This is a genomic window from Streptosporangium sp. NPDC005286, from assembly GCF_040607515.1.
Lineage (GTDB): Bacteria > Actinomycetota > Actinomycetes > Streptosporangiales > Streptosporangiaceae > Streptosporangium.
Window position 1 is genome coordinate 1 of the sequence record NZ_JBEXGU010000189.1, and the last position, 17502, is coordinate 17502.

Below are 17502 nucleotides of genomic sequence, written 5' to 3' on the forward strand. Positions count from 1 at the left end.
GGTGACCGGATCAGGTTGCTGACCGCCGGGGGTGGCGGGCACGGGGATCCGTGCGAGCGCGATCCGGAACTGGTCCGCCGCGACGTCGCCGAGGGCTATGTCTCTCCCGACGCCGCCCGCAGGATCTACGGGATCGAGGCCGTCCGATGAACGACGTGGTCATTGTCAACTGCACGGTCACCGACGCCCGCGCCGGCGGCGCTCCGTCGGCCAATGCGTCGGCCGAGGCTCCGAAGAGCGCCGAGGGGCGGATCGCGGACGCGGCGGTGTGGATCCGGGACGACCGGATCGCGGCCGTGGGTCCCCGCGAGCAGGTCCTGGAGCGGGTGGGGGAGGCCCCGCGGCTCGATCTCGACGGCGCGTACGTCACCCCCGGCCTGGTCAACATGCACACCCACCTGTCCCTGTCGCTGCCGGGCCAGGGAGGCGACAGCGTCAAGAACATGACGGCGCACGAACTCGTCCTCTACATGGCCGACGGTGCCCGTCGTACTCTGCACTGCGGGGTCACCACGGTGCGGTGCGTGGCCGAGAAGGAGCACGCCGACTTCGCGCTGCGCCGGGCCATCGAGTCGGGCAGGGCGACCGGGCCGCGCATCTTCACGGCGGGCCAGGCCCTGGTCTGCACCGGCGGCCACGGCCACGAGGCGAGCGACACCATGGAGTGCGACGGAGTCGACGGGTTCCGGCGCGGGGTGCGCACCCAGGTCAAGGCGGGTGCCGACCTCATCAAGATCATGATCTCCGGTGGCATCGCCGGGGAGCACGAGAGCATCGACACCCCGCAGCTGTTCTCCGACGAGATGGCGGCGGCGCTGCAGACCGCGCACGCCTGGGGCCGGAAGGTCACCGCGCACGCGGGGCCGGCGGCGGTGATCGCCGAGGCCGTCGAGCTGGGCCTCGACTGCGTGGAGCACGGCTACCAGCTCACCCCCGAGGTCGCGAAGAGAATGGCCGAGCGCGGCACGGCCCTGGTGCCGACGCTGCTCGTCACCCGCTGCAAGGAGTTCTTCGACGAGCTCGGGGTGCCGCAGTGGATGCAGTGCCGCTCGCTCGGCGCGGGTCCCCGGCATCTGGAGAGCTACGCCATGGCCCTCGACGCCGGGGTGGACGTCCTGCTGGGCAGCGACATGCCGCCGTTCTGGGACTTCGAGGGGACCAACGCCTCGGTACGCGAGCTGGAGTGCATGTCCGAGGGAGGTCTCGGCCCGGCGGGAGCGCTCTACGCGGGCACGCTCGGCCCGGTGCGCTGGCTCGGCGCCGACGCCGACCTCGGCACCGTCGAGGTCGGCAAGTACGCGGACCTCATCGCCATGGACGCGGACCCGCTTACGGACACCTCGGCCTTCCGAGGGGTCCGCTGGGTGATGAAGGGCGGCCGGGTCGTCCGCGACGACCGGTCGGGATGGGAGAAGCAGTGAACGTGGTTTTCCCGGGGTCTGAAGATCGGGGCATCTGGGTGAGGTACCGGTGAACGGCTCGATGAACGGCCCGATGAGCGGCTCTGTGAACGACGCGGAGGCCGCCGTGATCGCGGCGGGCATCGACGACATGTACGAAGCCTTCCTCGCGGCGGACCGGCGCCGGTTCGACAGCCACCTGCACGCCGAGGTGACCACCTGGGAGACGCACCTGCCGGGACCGCTGCGTACCCGGTCGGAGCTCGACGCCTACCGCGACGAGAGGGACGGCTCGGGTGCCCGTCCCGCACTCGACAGGCTGGCGGCCGAGGACAAGCGGATCGACGTGTGGGGCGACGCCGGGGTGGCACGCTACCTGCTCGTCGCCGAGGCGCCGGGTGAACCCGCGCAGTACAGCCGGGTGACCGACGTGCTGCGCAGGACCGGCGGCGACTGGCTCATCGTGCACCACCACTCCGAACTGCTCGTGCCATGAGCGGGGGCACGGGCGAGGACATCAGCGAGGGCACGGGCGAGCGAGGGGCGGGCATGGCAGCCGACGGCGACATGGAACTGTACGACCTGCGGGTCGTGGTCGACCGCATCGAGGGCAGATCCGTCTGCGGCATGGAGGTGGGCGACTGCTTCACGCTGGAGCGGAGCGCGCACCTGCGCCTCCCCGACGGTGAGCACTTCTGCGTCTACGCGCTCGCCTCGGTCCTGCCGTTCCTCGCCGCCAAGCAGCGCGACCTCGCCCAGGGCGACTGGCTGGCGCAGGACTCCCACTTCAGCTGCCCCGACCCGGAGGAGCGGCTGGTGATGCGGGTCGAGCGGACCCGCCGCCGCCGGATGAACTCCGCCGACCTGACCTGAGGTGATCCCCCGATGAGCACCACCGAGATCGGTCTGGGCCTGCAGAGCGACAAGCGGGCCGGTGACTACGCGCGGCTCGCGCGCCGCGCCGAGGAGCACGGCTTCGACGTGCTGAGCGTGTTCGGCGACCTGATGTACCAGCCGCCGATCTTCCCGCTGCTGGAGATGGCCGCCGCCACCGAGAGGGTGCGGCTCGGCGCGGCCTGCCTCAACCCGTACTCGGCGGCGCCGTACGAGATCGCCGGGCAGCTCGCCGCCCTTGACCTGGCCTCGCACGGCCGCGCCTACCTGGGCCTGGCACGCGGTACCTGGCTCGGCGCCGTGGGCATCGCCCAGCCCCGGCCGCTGACCGCGCTGGCGGAGGCCGTCGAGGTGGTCTACCGGCTGCTGGCCGGCGACGCCGGAGGGTTCGAGGGGGAGATGTTCCGCCTGGCGCCGGGCACCCGGCTGCGCTACCCCGTACACCGCACCCGGCCGCCGCTGCTGCTCGGCGCGTGGGGGCCGAAGGGCGCGGCGCTGGCCGGGCGGATCGCCGACGAGATCAAGGTGGGCGGCAGCGCGAACCCGGCGATGGTCGGGGTGATCGGTGAGCGGGTCGCGGCCGGGGCGACGGCGGCCGGACGTGACCCGGGCGAGGTGGGCGTCGTGCTGGGCGCGGTGACGGTCGTGGACGTCGACGGCGCCGCGGCCAGAGCCAGGGCGCGCAGCGAGGTCGCCATGTACCTCGCGGTGGTCGCCGACCTCGACCCGACCGTGGAGATCCCCGCCGACCTGCTCGGCCGGGTCAAGGAACTGGTCGACGACGGCAGGGACGAGGCCGCCGGGCGGCTGATCCCCGACGACCTGCTCGACCTGTTCGCCTTCTCCGGTGACCCGGAGCAGGTCGCCGCGCAGGCACAGGCCCTCATCGACGCGGGCGCGCACCGGGTGGAGTTCGGCACGCCGCACGGTCTCACCGACGACCGTGGCGTGGAGTTGCTGGGCACCGAGGTGCTGCCGCTGCTGAACCGCTCACCGAGGGGGGCGGCGTAGCTGTTCCGTCCCGTGGATCTGACCGGCCGCGACAGGCAGGGAGGCCAAGAGAGGCAGGGCCTGACCGCGGTGCCTTCGGGTGACGCTCCGTCATCCTGAAACCGGATCCCCGTAGAACCTTTCGTCCGCAAAGCGCACTGCCCGAATCGTCTCGTACTCCTAATTTCACTTGAGTTCAGCATGAGTGAACATTGGCGGGGAAGAAGGAGACGATGTGACGAGCGAGCGTGCCGGAGGTCCGGCGATCAGGACGTCGGCGTGATGGCCACGCGGGCCGGGGACCTCCGTGATCCGAGCGGAACCGGCTCGGCAGGACCCGGCCGGGGTGGACCTGGCCAGGGCGGATCCGATGGTTCCGCCGGGCTCGGCGCGTCGCGCGCTCCCGGCGTGTTCGGCGAGGACGGCGAGTTCGGCGAGCGGGCGGCGCTGGCGGCCGACGCCGAGGACTCGGTCTGCCGTCGCGCGGAGTTCCTGCTGCCGCCCGCCCCCGCCTCCTGCCGATACCCCGAGGTCGCCTACTTCGCGGGCAACTCGCTCGGCCTGCAGCCCCGCGCCGTCCGCGCCGCGCTCGCCGCCGAGCTGGACGACTGGGCGCTGCACGCGGTCGAGGGGCACCACCGGGCGGCACACCCCTGGCTGCCCTACCACGCCGAGCTGCGCGAGGACGCCGCCGCGCTGGTGGGCGCGGCCCCCGAGGAGACCGTGGTGATGAACTCCCTCACGGTCAACCTGCACCTGATGATGGCCACCTTCTACCGCCCGGCGGGCGAGCGCACCCGCATCGTCATCGAGGACCACGCCTTCTCCTCGGACAGCTACGCGGTGCGCAGCCAGGCGGTCCACCACGGCCTCGACCCCGACGAGACGGTGGTCCGGCTGCGCCCCCGCCCCGGCGAGGACTGCCTGCGCACCGAGGACATCGTGGACTACCTGGCCCGTGAGGGACACCGGGTGGCGCTCGTGCTCCTCGGCGGGGTCAACTACCTGACCGGAGAGTTCCTCGACATCCCCGCCGTCACCGCCGCCGGGCACGTGGCCGGCTGCGTCGTCGGCTGGGACCTCGCGCACGCCGCGGGGAACGTGCCGCTGGCGCTGCACGACTGGGACGTGGACTTCGCGGCCTGGTGCTCGTACAAGTACCTCAACGCCGGTCCCGGCGCCGTCGCGGGCTGCTTCGTGCACCGGCGCCACGTGACCGACCCCGAGTTGCCCCGGCTGGCCGGGTGGTGGAGCACCGAGCAGGCGACCCGCTTCGAGATGCGGCCCGAGCTCGTCCCCGTGCCCACCGCCGACGCCTGGCAGATCTCCAACCCGCCGATCCTGTCCATGGCCCCGGTCAGGGTCTCGCTGCGGATGTTCGCCGAGACCGGGATGGCGGCGCTGAGGGAGCGGAGCCTGGCGCTCACCGGCTACCTGGAGCGGCTGCTCGCCGAGGTCGTCCGCGACCGCCCGCTGGAGATCGTCACGCCCGCCGACCCGGCCAGGCGCGGAGCGCAGCTCTCCCTGCGGGTGATCGGGGGCACGGACGTCGCGGACGCCAGCGACGCCGCGACCCTTGCCGCCCGGCTGCACGAGGTGCACGGGGTCCTCGCCGACGTGCGGCGGCCGGACGTCATCCGGCTGGCCCCCGTGCCGATGTACTCCACGTTCCACGACTGCTGGCGGGCGGCCGCCGCGCTCGCCGAGGAGGTGAACCCGGTATGAGCTCCCGTGGCGAGGTCGCCGTGGTCGGCGCCGGGCTGGTCGGCTGCCTGACGGCCTGCTACCTGGCCCGCCGAGGCTACGAGGTCACCCTGTACGAGCGCAGGCCCGACCCGCGCCAGGCCACGCCGGAGCGCGGGCGCTCGATCAACCTGGCGATCTCCGAGCGGGGGATCGACGCGCTGCGCCGGATCGGGCTGGAGGAGGCGGTGCTGAAGGCCGCGCTGCCGATGCCGGGCCGGATGGTGCACGCCCCGGACGGCACGCTCAACTTCCAGCCGTACAGCGCCGGAGGGCAGCGGGCGATCAACTCCATCAGCCGCTCCGAGCTCAACCGCACGCTGCTGGAGGCGGCCCTCGCCATGCCCGGGGTCCGCGCCCTCTTCGAGCACCGGCTGACCGGGCTCGACGTCGACTCGGGGCGGATGGACTTCGACACGCCCACCGGGCCCGTCACCCACGGCGCCCCGGTCGTACTCGGCGCCGACGGCGCCTACAGCGCGGTACGCGGGCGGCTGCAACTGCTGCCCGGCTTCGACTTCAGCCAGGACTACCTCGACTACGGCTACAAGGAGCTGACGATCCCGGCGCGCGACGGCGGGTTCGCCCTCGATCCCGGCGCGCTGCACATCTGGCCGCGCGGCAAGGCGATGATGATCGCGCTGCCCAACCCGGACAGGTCCTTCACCTGCACGCTGTTCTGGCCCAAGTCGGGGCCCGGCAGTTTCGAGGAACTGGACACCGCGGAGCGGTTCGAGGAGTTCTTCGCCGCCAACTACGCCGACGCCCGCGCGCTCATGCCCGACCTCGCCGGAGACTACGCCCACAACCCGATCGGGCACCTGGTCACCGTGCGGGCGCACCCCTGGCAGGTGCGCGGCACCGGTGCCGTGGTCGGCCTGCTCGGCGACGCCGCCCACGCCATCGTCCCCTTCTACGGCCAGGGCGCCAACTGCGGCTTCGAGGACTGCGTGGAGCTCGACCGCTGCCTACAGGAGACCGGCGACGACTTCCCCGAGGCCCTCGCCCGGTACGGTGCCCGCCGCAAGGAGCACGCCGACACCATCGCCGAACTCGCGCTCGCGAACTTCGTCGAGATGCGCGACAAGGTCGCCTCCCGGACGTTCCTGCTGGGCAAGCGCGTCGAGCACGGCCTGGAGCGGCTGCTGCCCGGCCGCTACACCTCGCGCTACGAGCTCGTCTCGTTCAGCACCGTGCCGTACGCCGAGATCCGGCCGCGCATCTCCCGCCAGCGCCGGGCGGTCGCCGCCGGGGCGCTCGGCGCACTGGCCGCGGTCGGGCTGGCCGCGTCGGCGATCCGCGCCCTGCGCCGTCACTGACCGTGGCCCCGCGAGCCCTGGTCACGCGGGCGGGGAGGGGCCCGTAGGTCATCGGCGGTCACTCCACCACTCGCGAGGCGAGAGCGCGAGCGGTGGAGAAGGTCAGAACAGCCGGGGGGTCACCACGGACACGACGGTGGTGACCCGGTCGGTGTCGTTGAACATGCTGTGCGGGACCGTCGACCTCAGGTGGACGCTGTCGCCCGGGTGCAGCCGGTGCTCGACGCCGTCGACCTCGTACAGCAGCTCGCCCTCCAGCACGAAGGCGAACTCCTCACCGGCGTGCCCGTAGGAGTTCTCCCGCCTGCCGCCGGGTGCGATGTGCACCAGCAGCGGTTCGAGCACCAGGTTCGGCCCCCTGGCCGAGAGCATGCGGTAGGTCTGCTGGCCCGAGATGTACTCGGTGGCGGCCGTCGCGGAGCGGGTGAGCGTGAAGTGGCTCGGCAGCGGGGAGACCGATGGCTGCCTCTCCTCGGTCTCCCCCTCCGGCGGCGCGTCGTTGAAGAACTCCGCCACGCTCCGGTCGAGCGCCGTGGCCACGCTGTTGAGCGCGGTCAGGCCGATGGAGGAGATGCCCCGCTCGACCTGGGAGAGGAACCCGATGGAGAGCCCGGAGTGGGTGGCGAGACCGCGCAACGTCAGGCCGCGCTCCTTGCGGAACTGCCGCATCCGGGCTCCGACGGCGTCTTGGCGGTCCGGCTCCTCACCGCCATGACGCTCCGATGTGCCCACCCGCGGCTCCCTCCGTCAAGCGGCATGGCCGCCTGTTCGCTCTAGCTAAACATATTTCATAACAAGAGTCGTCCTTCGTCAAAAGGGAGTGGGGAATGGCAGACGGTGATGGGTAAGGCGGCGCGGTTTCAGTGGCTCCGCTTGAGCATCGCGTCCGCGAGCGCGTCGGCGGCCTCGCCGAGCCGGCGGCCCACCGCGTCGAGCCGTGACAGCAGCTCGCGCCTGCGCAGGGTGTCCATGTCCAGCGGCTCGGCGAACAGCTCGGCGAGCCGGGCCTGGTAGAGCTGGCGGACCCGGCTGCACGCCTTGCGCGTGTCCAGCACGGCCATGGTGACCGAGCCCGGGGCGTCGATCATCTTCAGCACGGCGCCCTCCAGCTCGTCGAGGCCGTCGATCACCGCCTGCAGGGGCTCGACCGCGAACCGCAGGTCCTCCGGGCCGAACAGGTCGAGCTCGCGCACATAGTCACGGAGCTGGTCCAGCACGTCGTCGATCGAGCGCGAGAGCCGGAACAGGTCCTCCCTGTCGATGGGGGTCGCCAGCACCCGCCGCAGTATCCGCACCAGCTCGGCCCGCGCCTCGTCCCCCTCGTGCTCCACCTCCGCCATCCGGGCGCGCGCGGCGGACCGCTCGATCTCGCCGGCCGCGGTCGAGCGGGCCAGTTCGGCTCCAGCCCGCGCGACGGCGACCTGGCTCCGCACCAGTCCGACGATCCGCCGCCCCGACCGGCCGCGCAGGTCGTCCCAGGCGCGCACGAACCTCCGGGTGCGGCCGTCCTTGCCGCTCACATCAGTCTCAGCGCGAGGCCGCCGAGGCCGCCCAGCGCCATCGACGACGGCAGCGTGACCAGCCATGCCGTACCCACGTTCACGACGCCCTGCCATCGCACTCTCCTCATTCCCTCACTTGCCGCCGAGCCGACCACCCCTGCGGTGATCGACTGAGTCATGCTCACCGGGCTTCCCAGAGCCGAGCTGCCGAGGACGGCGCCGGTGGCCGCCGCCTCCGCGGAGACGATGTGCAGCGGGCGGGTGATGACCAGCCCACGGCCCAGCCGCCCTCCGACACGGATCAGGCTGGTCAGCGCGCCGGCGAGGAAGAGCGCCACCAGGACCGCCATCCACGCCGGCGGGACCTCGATGGGGCCGACCCCGCCGAGCCCGCCGCGGCCCACGCCGACCGCCACGCTCACCACCGCGATCATCTTCTGTCCGTCGTTCAGCGCGTACGCCACGCACTGGGCTGTGTAGGCCAGCAGGTGGGTGCCGGACACCAGCCGCGACATGCGGTGGTAGGAGGGCACCCGGCGCGAGACGGCCCCCAGCAGGTAGCCCAGGATCAGCCCGACCACGGGCGCGCAGGCCCCGATCGCCAGGACGGTGCCCAGGTCGGTCCAGGAGACCGGTAGTCCGGCACCGAGCCCCGCGCCGCCGATGCCTCCGATCACCGCGAGCGTCAGGCTGGTCGGCAGCCCTCTGCCGGTCAGCACCGCGACCACCACCACCGCGATCACCACCCCCACCAGGAACGCCGCCGCGCCGCCGCTCGTGCCGAGCCCGGCCAGCCGCTCGGTGAAGGTGCGCGCGACGGTCACCCCCAGCAGGTAGGGGACGGCGAAGAGCACGACCACCAGGATCGTGGCGGCGGCCCATCCGGGGAAGCGGGGGAACCTGAGCCCGAGACCGATGAGGGTGGCGCCGTCGTTGGCGCCGCTGACCAGCACGAAAAGGATCGCCACGGCGGCGAACGCCAGAGTCCATCCCATCAGAGGCGGCGCCGCCGGTCGTGCTCGGCGCCTGCTGGACACTCGCGTACCGGGTGGCCCGCCGTCATGTGCCTTCCCCGCCCCGGCCGGTGTCGGTCGTGCGGACGGTGGTTCCTGGCGGCACACCGGGGTCGTGGAGGTGGCGGCCGATCGGCTCCTCGACAGGAGCGGAGAAGGCGCCTTTGTGACCAAGGTCCGGCAGAACCGCACGCATGATGAACTCCTCACCCCGGGAAGCTTCAGTTTCAGGTTAACAGAAGGTAAACGAATGGGAGCGTGTGCCGATATGTCAGGACGGCCTGTCATGGCGGTCTGCCAGGGGAAACCGGGAGTTCCGACAGCGCGGGGAAGGTGGGCACCGCCGCGAGCGGGCCGGGCGGGAGGTTGTTACGATCGGCCGGTGCCTGACCAGGGGAGGCGGGGAGTGGGCGAGCGCCCGTACGTGCTGCTGAGCTGCGCGATTTCCGTCGACGGCTACATCGACGACCGCACGCCGCAGCGGCTGCTGCTCTCCAACGACGAGGACTTCGACCGGGTCGACGAGGTCCGCGCCGGCTGCGACGCGATCCTGGTCGGGGCGGGCACCGTCCGCCGCGACAACCCCCGGCTCCTGGTCAGGTCGCCGGAGCGCGGGCGGGAGCGGGTCGCGCGCGGCCTGCCGCCGTCCCCCGCGAAGGTGACGCTGACCGCCACCGGGAACCTCGACCCGGCCGCCGCCTTCTTCACCGCCGGTGACACGGAGAAGATCGTGTACGCCGCGTCGCCCGCCGTGGCGAAACTCGCCGCCCGCCTCGGGGGGGCCGCGGAGGTGGTCGACGCGGGAGAGCCGATCGACCTCGGCCGGGTTCTCGCCGACCTGTACGGGCGGGGAGTGCGCCGTCTGATGGTCGAGGGCGGCACCTCCGTCCACACCCGTTTCCTGCGCCAGGACCTCGTGGACGAGCTGCACCTCGTCGTCGCCCCGTTCTTCGTCGGGGACTCCGCCGCCCCGCGTTTCGTCCTGGACGGGGACTTCCCCCGGGACCGCCACCGCAGAATGGACCTGGCGGAGGTACGCAGGATGGGCGACGTCACCCTGCTGCGCTACCGGCTGGCCTGAGCACCGTCTACCGGGAGGTCCGGATGAACGACCACGACTGGCTGGGGCTGGCGTGCGACCTGGCGAGGCTGTGCCCGCCCTCCGAGACGGCCTTCTCCGTCGGCGCCGTGGTCGTCTCCGAGGGCGGCGAGGAGATCTCCCGCGGCTACTCGCGGGAGGGTGACCCCCACGTCCACGCGGAGGAGTCGGCGCTCGGCAAGATCTCCCCGGGCGATCCCAGGCTGGCCGGGGCCACGGTCTACAGCAGCCTGGAGCCGTGCAGCGCGCGCAGGTCGCGCCCCAGGACCTGCACCCGCCTGATCCTGGACAGCGGTGTCCGGCGAGTGGTGCTGGCGTGGCGGGAGCCGCTGCTCTTCGTCGACTGCCACGGGGCCGAGGAACTCGCGGGGGCGGGGGTGACCGTGGTGGAGATCCCCGAGCTGGCGGACCGCGCCCGCGAGCCCAACGCGCACCTCCTCCCCGCCGCACCCGACGCCCCCGACGTCCCTGACGCCCCCGGCATCCCCGGCTGACCGGCTTCCCGCCCCCACTCCGGGCCCTTCGCTTCTCGCGGTGGGGGCTGTGGTCGCAGGGCGGCCTCGGTCGGCATCCACCGGGCTGCGCGAGCCGGCCGCCCTCATCCCCTGTCTCGCGCGGGGCTTCGCTCGCTGCCTGGCGGGGAGGGCTGGTAATCCTCAAAACAATTACTTGTAGTGATAAAAGCGGTCGGCCAATGCTCTTAACTACCTCTATATCTGATTTTTCGGTTTAAGAGGCGCCACTCTCGGTAGTCACTAGATATCGAATGAGAGGCCCGGCTCCATGAGGTTTCTTGGAAAAAACGCGATATTTCGTGATTTAACGACCGTTCTGTTGGCGGCTCACGTACCGCATCCAGGGCGCGCCGGAGGCCGGCGGTGACCGGCACCGTTCTCGTCGCCCGCCTGGACAACGCGGGCGACGTCCTGCTGGCGGGGCCCGCGATCCGCGCGGTGGCCGCGGAGGCGCGGCAGGTCGTGCTGCTCACCGGGCCGCGGGGCCGGCCAGCGGGCGAGCTGCTGCCGGGGGTGTCGCGGGTGGTGGAGTGGCGCGCGCCGTGGATCGACCCCACCGCACCGCCGGTGGCCGGCCCGCACGTGCTGAGACTGCTGCGGACCATCCGGGACACGGCTCCCGAACAGGCGCTGATCCTCACCTCGTTCCACCAGTCCGCGTTGCCGCTGGCCCTGATACTCAGGCTGGCGGGTACGCCGAGGGTCGCCGCCGTCTCCACCGACGACCCGGGCTCGCTGCTCGACGTACGGCACGTCGTCGACGAGGAGGTGGACGTGCCGGAGAGCGAGCGCATGCTCGGACTGGCCAGGGCGGCGGGGTTCGAGCTCCCGCACGGAGATTCGGGGGGGCTCGCCGTACGGCACCCGTTGCCCGAGGTCCGCCACCTCACCGGGCCACCGGGCTACGTGGTCGTGCACCCCGGCACCTCGGTCCCCGCCAGGGCATGGCCCGCGGAGAGGTGGGCGCGCGCGGTTCAGGACCTCGTCCGCTCGGGCCGCAGGGTCGTCGTGACCGGTGGCCAGGACGAGCACGGGCTCACCGCGCGGATCGCCGCGGGTGCCGGGCAGCACGGTCTGTCGCCGGGACCGGTCTTCGCGGGCGGCTGGATGGGCGGGGGACCCGCCCGGCTGCGTGGCTGGAGGGTGGACGAGCCCGCCTTCACCGCCGGCTGGGTCGACGGGACGTGTGCCGCGACGGGCGGCCGGAACTGGAACGGCCCCCCGGCCACGTACGGCGGGCAGCGGGGAAGGTCCGTCGTCGACCTGGGCGGCAGGACCACCTTTCCCGAACTCGCCGCGGTGCTCGCCGGGGCGTGCGCCCTGGTCGTCGCGGACGCGGGGCCCGCCCACCTCGCGGCGGCGGTCGGCACGCCGGTCGTCAGCCTGTTCGCCCCCCTGGCCCCCGCCGGCCGCTGGGCGCCGTACGGCGTGCCGGTCGTGATCCTCGGTGACCAGCGGGCCCCCTGCCGGGTGACCCGGGAAGGTACCTGCGCCGTCGCCGGTCATCCCTGCCTGTCGTCGGTGCCGAGCGCGCGGGTCGTCGAGGCGGTCGACCACCTGACCTCCGTCAAGGAGACGATCAGATGAGCACCGCTCCGGCCTGCGTGAGCCTCCGCGAGACCGGTGCCGGCGACGGAGGGCGGAGCGCCCCCGCCAGGCCCGAGGCGGACCGCCCGGTCATGGTGGTACTGCGCGGGCTGGGACTCGGTGACCTGCTCACCGCGGTCCCCGCCCTGCGCGCCCTGCGCCGCTCCCACCCCGGCCACCGGGTCGTGCTGGCCGCGCCCTCCGCGCTGGCGCCCCTGGTGCCGCTGATCGGCGCGGTGGACGAGGTGTGCGACGTGTCGGGGCCCGGTCACGTACCGCCGCTCGGCCGGCGCGTGGACATCGCGGTCAACCTGCACGGCGCCGGCCCGCGCGGCATCGCCGCGCTCCACCGCACCGGCCCGGCCCGGCTGCTGACCCACTCCCACCCCGCCTTCCCCGGCGCGCGCGGACCGGTCTGGCGGGACGGCGTGCACGAGGTACGGCGCTGGTGCGACCTGCTCGCCTGGTACGGCATCACGGCCGACCCCGCCGATCTGGGGCTCCGGCGCCTCGCCTCTCGCGAGGAGGAGTCCCGGCCCGTCGTCATCCACCCCGGGGCCGGGTACCTGGCCAGGCGCTGGCCGCCGGAGCGGTTCGCGCTGGTGGCCGCGGACCTGCGGAGGAACGGGCACGAGGTGGTGGTCACCGGGAGCGCGGGGGAGCGGGACCTCGCCGAGCGGGTGGCCATGCTCGCCGGGCTGCCGCCTTCGTGCGTGCTCGCCGGGCGCACCGGGCTGCGCGAGCTGGCCGCGCTGGTGGCCAGGGCCAGGCTGGTGGTCTGCGGGGACACCGGGGTGACCCATCTGGCGGCCGCGTTCGCCACGCCCTCCGTGGCGCTGTTCGGCCCCGTCGCACCCGCCGTGTGGGGACCTCCGGAGACGGGACCGCACGTCGTCCTGTGGGCGGGCGGCCACGGCGACCCCTACGCCTACCGGCCCGATCCGGGTCTGCTGGAAATCGGCGTCCGGGACGTCCTCGGCGCCGCGGCGCGGCTGCTGGAGGCGGCGCCCCGGGCGTGGCGCGGGTCAGGCCTGGCCGTGGGCGTCGGCCCGGACCAGACGCAGGAAGGCCTTGAGTCCGGTGATGACCTCGTGGTTGTCGGTGAGACCGTCCACGGTGTCCTCGAAACGCCGGGCGAGCCCGGTGATCCGGCGCTCCAGGGCCTCGTCGCCGTTGCGCAGGTCGGCGCCGAGCGTCTCGACGTCGTCCCGGAGCCGCTCGGCTGACCTGGTCAGCGCGGTCACCTCGGCGGCCAGGTCGTCCACCCTGGCGACGAGCGAGACGATGTCCTCGCGGGGGTGGTATGCCTCCTTCATCAGCGTGGTGACCCGCTCGCGCAGGTGGGACAGGTAGGCGCCGGCCGGCCGGAAGCAGGTGCTCAGCAGGTAGAAACCGGCGAAGTAATAGCCCACGAAGGCACCGGACAGGTAGGTGATGACGGCCAGGAGCACCGCGGAGACGATGTGGCCGCCGATGGCGAACCGGCGCATCCGCCCGGCGATCTCCAGCGCCTCGGCCTCGTGCCCCTCGGGCACCTGGATGCCGCGCTCCCTGGACACGTGGATCTCGTGGACCACCTGGCGCGCCCCGAAGTAGAGGTTCCACGGCAGGGTGAGGAGCACGATCAACCAGACGAGGCTGATCGCGCCGAGCCCGAGCGACAGGAACGTGGCGAGCGGGACGTCGGCGTACACGAGCAGCCACGCCGCGACCACCGTGCTGACGAGCGCGACCAGGAAGATCCACCATTTCATGACCCGAGGATTTCGAAGATCGCCAAGCCGGGGGAGAGCGTACGCACTCAGCGGCGGCTGAGCACTCCTACTCAGGTTCGCGCTCGCCGTATCTCCAGACGATCTCCCCGTCCACCCGGCCGCCGGTCGGTACCAGCCCTGCCCCGCGGGCCACGGCCGACGAGGCGGCGTGGTCGGGATGGATGGTGGCGACGACGGCCGTGCCGCGTGCCCTGAGCCAGTCGACGAGGGCGACCGCGGCCTCCCCGGCGATGCCCCGGCCCTGCCAGCGGGTTCCCACCACCCAGGCCACGGCCGCGTGGTCGCGGGTCACCGTCGCCTGGACGTAACCGACCAGCCGATCCGGGCCGTCGAGGCGGATCACCCAGTTGAGCCACGACTCGTCCCGGCCCGGTGGCGGTCCGGCGACCAGGCGGGCGTAGCGGTCGCGGAGTTGTTCGGGGGTCTCCGGAGCGCCGCCGATGAAGGTGTGCAGGGCCGGATCGCCGAGCACCTCGGCCATCTCGGCCGCGTGGCGCACCGCCAGCGGTTCGAGCGTGAGCCGGGCGGTCCTGATGGTTTCGGTGTCCATGGCCGGACGAGTGTCCCACGGCCGCCGATCGGTCCGGGTTCGACGGTGCGCGGGCTTCCCCGGCGGAACCGCGGCGCCGGAACCGCGCGCGGTCAGGCGGGGCTGACGGAGCGGTCGACGCTGCCGGGGGCCAGGACGTGTTCGATGACCATGACGGCGGCGCCGATCACGCCCGCGCGGTCACCCAGCTCGCTGCCGGTGATCGTTAGATGCTGGGTGGCCAGCGGCAGCGACCGGCTGTAGATGACCTCGCGAAGGCCGGCGAGCACCTGCTCCCCGGCCTCGGAGATGTCGCCGCCGACCACGATCACCGAGGGGTTGAAGAAGTTGACGATCGAGGCGAGCACGTCGCCGACCTCGCGGCCCGCCTGCCGGATGAGCTGGACGGCCTGGGTGTTGCCGCTGCGCACCAGACGGACCACGTCGCGGCTGTCCTCGGCGGTCACCCCGGCCGCGCAGAGTTTGGCCGAGATGGCGGCGCCGCTGGCGACGGCCTCCAGGCAGCCGACGTTGCCGCAGCGGCAGACGGTGTCGAGGGCCGAGGCCACCTGGATGTGGCCGATGTCGCCCGCCGCGCCCTGGGCGCCCCGGTGCAGGCGGCGGTCGCTGATGATGCCGCAGCCGATGCCGGTGCCGATCTTGATGAAGATGAGGTGGTCGGCCTCGGGGCGGGCGGCCCAGTGCTCGCCCAGCGCCATGATGTTCACGTCGTTGTCGACGAGGACGGGCGCGCCGAGGCGCGAGCCGAGCCATTCCGGAACGGGGAAACCGTCCCAGCCCGGCATTATCGGCGGGTTGACCGGGCGTCCCGAGCTGTGCTCGACCGGGCCGGGGAGACCGACGCCGATGCCGCAGACCTCGTCCGGGCGGTGGCCGGTCTCGGCGAGCATCTCCTCGAAGGTGTGCTGGAGCCAGCCGAGCGTCTCCTCGGGGCCGCGATCTATCGGCACCTCGGCCGCGCGCTCCGCCAGGACCGTGGTGCCGAGGTCGGTGACCGCCACCCGGGCGTGGGTGGCGCCGAGGTCGGCGGCGAGGACGACACGGGCGGTGCGGTTGAACGTGAAGGCGACGGCGGGCCGGCCTCCCGAGGAGATGGCCTCCTCGGTCGGCACGATCCACTGCCGGCTCAGCAGCGCGTCGAGGCGCTGGGCCAGCGTGGACCTGGCCAGCCCGGTCAGCTGGATCAGTTCGGCCCGGGTCCTGGCCCGACCGTCGCGCATGATGTTCAGAAGCGCCCCCGCGCCGGCGATCGAGCCGTTCGCTTCGCTAAGCATGCGCACAGTCAACACTCCTTGTTTCCGCCACGTCAAAGCGACTTACGCCCTCCGCCTGCTCCATTATGCCTATCGGTGATTTTCTTTTGCTTAATCACCGACATAAGGGAGCCTACGTGCCCGCCGGGGGCGGGCCGGCCTCTCAGCGCCCGGAGTCCTCGCCCGCCGCGCCGGGGGCCCGGCCGAGGCGCCTGAAGAAGGCGGCCACCGCGTAGGGGTCGACGGGGTCGGTGAGCAGGTCCAGCATCTCCTGCCTCCGCTCCGGGGCGACCTTGAACGGGTGGCCGAACACGTGCGGGCCCGCCCCGTCGCTCAGCAGCCGGGTCAGCATCAGGTCTCCCGGCAGCGCCTGCCCGGAGAGCAGCTCGTCGGCCAGCGTCACCCGCCCCCCGTCGCCGTCCCCGCCTCCGGCGGCGGCCACGGTGATCTCGTCCCCGGAGACGTCGAGGACCTCCCACAGGCGCAGCGGCGTCCGCCGCCACGACTCCAGCAGCCCCACCTCGTCGTCGCGCAGCCACTCGGCGCGCGCGTCCAGGAACTCGCCGACCACGTCGTTCTCGAACAGGGCCAGGTCCGCCAGGGCGGGCTCGGCCACCCGGACGCTCAGCGCGACCAGGTCCTCGATCAGCCGCCTGCGGGCCGGGCGGTAGGCGTACGCGAGCAGCTGCCGGTACAGGTGCGCGGCGCGCTCGGGCAGCGGGGCGCCCGGGTCGGTGCGGCACGCGGCGTACTCGGCCGCGTCGCGCACGGCCGGAGCCAGGCAGGGGGAGAGGGAGAGCACCTCGGAGATCAGCCCGGACGCCTCGAACGAGCGGCCCTCGCCCTCGGCCGACCGGGCGATCAGCAGCAGCGCGGCCGGTTCGGTGCGGGGCAGTGCCGAGGCCGGCGCCGGGCCGAGCGGCTCGCGCTCCACCTCGTCGGCGATCCTCGCCAGCACCGTCTCGGAGCGGGACAGGTAGGTGACGGCCTTGGAGAGGTCGGCGCCCTCGCCGTAGGTGCGCAGCGCGCTGCGCACCAGGGCCAGCCTGATGATGTCCAGCGGCGCCAGGTCGGCGACCGACGCCGTGTCCCACGGCGCGCCCACGATGCCCACCCTGCCGCCGTGCACCTCCAGCGAGGCGTTGCGCAGCAGCGGGGAGAGCGGCGGCAGCGGGTCGGCGAAGGTCTCCGGAGCCTTCATCAGCAGCTCCAGGACCACCACGTCGACCGGCACGCCCGGACTGGGCTCCAGCCCTTCCGCGAAGGCGCGCAACGCGTCGAGGGCCTGCTCCCCGAACTCCTGGACGACCCGCATCACCCGCTCCGCCGGAACGTCGTCCAGCTCGACGGCCGACAGCTCCAGGACGCCGTCGCGCAGGCGCAGCGCGATCACCTGCTCGGGTTCCAGGTGGGCCAGCCAGCCCTCGGGGCCGGTCAGGACGGGCTCTCCGGTGTCGAGGGAGGTCAGCACCCGGCCGCCCCCGGCAAGTGGCACCCCGTCGCCGTCGGCCAGCCGCGCCCACAGCCGCAGGTCGTCGGAGGCCGGCAGCACCCCGCTCGCCAGCTCGGCCCGGGTGACGAGGTGCGTCAGCACCGCGCCCTCGCTCAGCGTCAGAAGGTCGCTCATCACACCATTGTTCTCGACGTCCGGGCATGACGGCGCCGCCCTCCCCGCCACGAGGCCGCACGGGCTCGTGAAGGGGAGGGCGGCCGGGGCACCTCCCCGGGGTCCGCTCGGGATGTGTGATCGCCGGGGCTCGCGTGTCCTTTGAGGACGAGGAGCACCACATCGACTATCTGGAGACCGAACTGGGTCTGATGGAGAGTCTCGGGGAGCAGCTCTACCTCGCCCGCTACGCCGA

General features: G+C 72.9%; 17 protein-coding genes. 10 read left to right on the top strand and 7 right to left on the bottom strand.

All coding sequences use genetic code 11. The features are described from left to right. Window positions 1-146 precede the first annotated feature (146 nt). The 6 genes from ABZU75_RS39635 (at window position 147) to ABZU75_RS39660 (ending at window position 6346) form a co-directional block, all read left to right on the top strand. Entirely contained in the window at window positions 147-1421 is a 1275-nt protein-coding gene (locus ABZU75_RS39635) for an amidohydrolase family protein (protein ID WP_355566324.1), read from the top strand. A gap of 73 nt (window positions 1422-1494) precedes the next feature. Next, complete coding sequence (locus tag ABZU75_RS39640; protein ID WP_355566327.1) at window positions 1495-1896, top strand: nuclear transport factor 2 family protein; 402 nt, start codon at window positions 1495-1497, stop codon at window positions 1894-1896. Beyond that, entirely contained in the window at window positions 1893-2273 is a 381-nt protein-coding gene (locus tag ABZU75_RS39645) for a TIGR04076 family protein (protein ID WP_355566330.1), read from the top strand. The genes ABZU75_RS39640 and ABZU75_RS39645 overlap by 4 nt, the downstream gene beginning before the upstream one ends. 12 nt (window positions 2274-2285) lie before the next feature. After that, window positions 2286-3305 (top strand): LLM class flavin-dependent oxidoreductase, encoded by a 1020-nt coding sequence (locus tag ABZU75_RS39650; RefSeq protein ID WP_355566333.1) that lies wholly within the window; start codon window positions 2286-2288, stop codon window positions 3303-3305. A gap of 387 nt (window positions 3306-3692) precedes the next feature. After that, window positions 3693-5009 carry a kynureninase gene (gene kynU / locus ABZU75_RS39655; RefSeq protein ID WP_355566336.1) on the top strand — a complete coding sequence of 439 codons (1317 nt, stop codon included), beginning with the start codon at window positions 3693-3695 and terminating at the stop codon, window positions 5007-5009. Next, complete coding sequence (locus ABZU75_RS39660) at window positions 5006-6346, top strand: NAD(P)/FAD-dependent oxidoreductase (protein WP_355566339.1); 1341 nt, start codon at window positions 5006-5008, stop codon at window positions 6344-6346. The genes kynU and ABZU75_RS39660 overlap by 4 nt, the downstream gene beginning before the upstream one ends. Window positions 6347-6448: 102 nt before the next feature. Here the strand turns inward: ABZU75_RS39660 and ABZU75_RS39665 are convergent, their stop codons facing one another. From ABZU75_RS39665 to ABZU75_RS39680, 4 genes are all read right to left on the bottom strand, one after another. Further along, window positions 6449-7078 (bottom strand): cupin domain-containing protein, encoded by a 630-nt coding sequence (locus tag ABZU75_RS39665; protein ID WP_051753275.1) that lies wholly within the window; start codon window positions 7076-7078, stop codon window positions 6449-6451. A 128-nt stretch (window positions 7079-7206) separates the two neighbouring features. Continuing rightward, on the bottom strand, window positions 7207-7866 hold the full coding sequence (locus ABZU75_RS39670) for a DUF47 family protein (RefSeq protein WP_355566342.1): 660 nt from the start codon (window positions 7864-7866) through the stop codon (window positions 7207-7209). Next, a complete protein-coding gene (locus tag ABZU75_RS39675; RefSeq protein WP_355566345.1) occupies window positions 7863-8843 on the bottom strand; it encodes an inorganic phosphate transporter in 981 nt (326 codons plus the stop codon). The genes ABZU75_RS39670 and ABZU75_RS39675 overlap by 4 nt, the downstream gene beginning before the upstream one ends. 64 nt (window positions 8844-8907) lie before the next feature. Further along, a complete protein-coding gene (locus ABZU75_RS39680) occupies window positions 8908-9057 on the bottom strand; it encodes a hypothetical protein (RefSeq protein ID WP_355566348.1) in 150 nt (49 codons plus the stop codon). A gap of 186 nt (window positions 9058-9243) precedes the next feature. Between ABZU75_RS39680 and ABZU75_RS39685 the strand changes: the two genes are divergently transcribed. From ABZU75_RS39685 to ABZU75_RS39700, 4 genes are all read left to right on the top strand, one after another. After that, a complete protein-coding gene (locus tag ABZU75_RS39685) occupies window positions 9244-9942 on the top strand; it encodes a dihydrofolate reductase family protein (RefSeq protein WP_355566351.1) in 699 nt (232 codons plus the stop codon). Window positions 9943-9965: 23 nt separating this feature from the next. Continuing rightward, the gene (locus tag ABZU75_RS39690) at window positions 9966-10454 is read left to right on the top strand and encodes a dCMP deaminase (RefSeq protein ID WP_355566354.1); all 489 of its coding nucleotides are present in this window, start codon (window positions 9966-9968) and stop codon (window positions 10452-10454) included. Window positions 10455-10838: 384 nt separating this feature from the next. Beyond that, window positions 10839-12062 carry a glycosyltransferase family 9 protein gene (locus ABZU75_RS39695; RefSeq protein WP_355566357.1) on the top strand — a complete coding sequence of 408 codons (1224 nt, stop codon included), beginning with the start codon at window positions 10839-10841 and terminating at the stop codon, window positions 12060-12062. Further along, window positions 12059-13288: a glycosyltransferase family 9 protein gene (locus ABZU75_RS39700; RefSeq protein ID WP_355566360.1), complete on the top strand. Its 1230-nt coding sequence runs from the start codon at window positions 12059-12061 to the stop codon at window positions 13286-13288. The genes ABZU75_RS39695 and ABZU75_RS39700 overlap by 4 nt, the downstream gene beginning before the upstream one ends. Window positions 13289-13883: 595 nt before the next feature. On the opposite strand, the gene ABZU75_RS39705 is transcribed toward ABZU75_RS39700, so the two are convergent. The 3 genes from ABZU75_RS39705 to ABZU75_RS39715 form a co-directional block, all read right to left on the bottom strand. Then, window positions 13884-14387: a GNAT family N-acetyltransferase gene (locus ABZU75_RS39705; protein WP_355566364.1), complete on the bottom strand. Its 504-nt coding sequence runs from the start codon at window positions 14385-14387 to the stop codon at window positions 13884-13886. Window positions 14388-14479: 92 nt separating this feature from the next. Then, window positions 14480-15661, bottom strand: coding sequence for an ROK family protein (locus ABZU75_RS39710; RefSeq protein ID WP_355566367.1), 1182 nt, complete (start codon window positions 15659-15661; stop codon window positions 14480-14482). Between the two features lie 142 nt (window positions 15662-15803). Next, the gene (locus ABZU75_RS39715; protein ID WP_355566370.1) at window positions 15804-17267 is read right to left on the bottom strand and encodes a hypothetical protein; all 1464 of its coding nucleotides are present in this window, start codon (window positions 17265-17267) and stop codon (window positions 15804-15806) included. Between the last annotated feature and the right edge of the window lie 235 nt (window positions 17268-17502).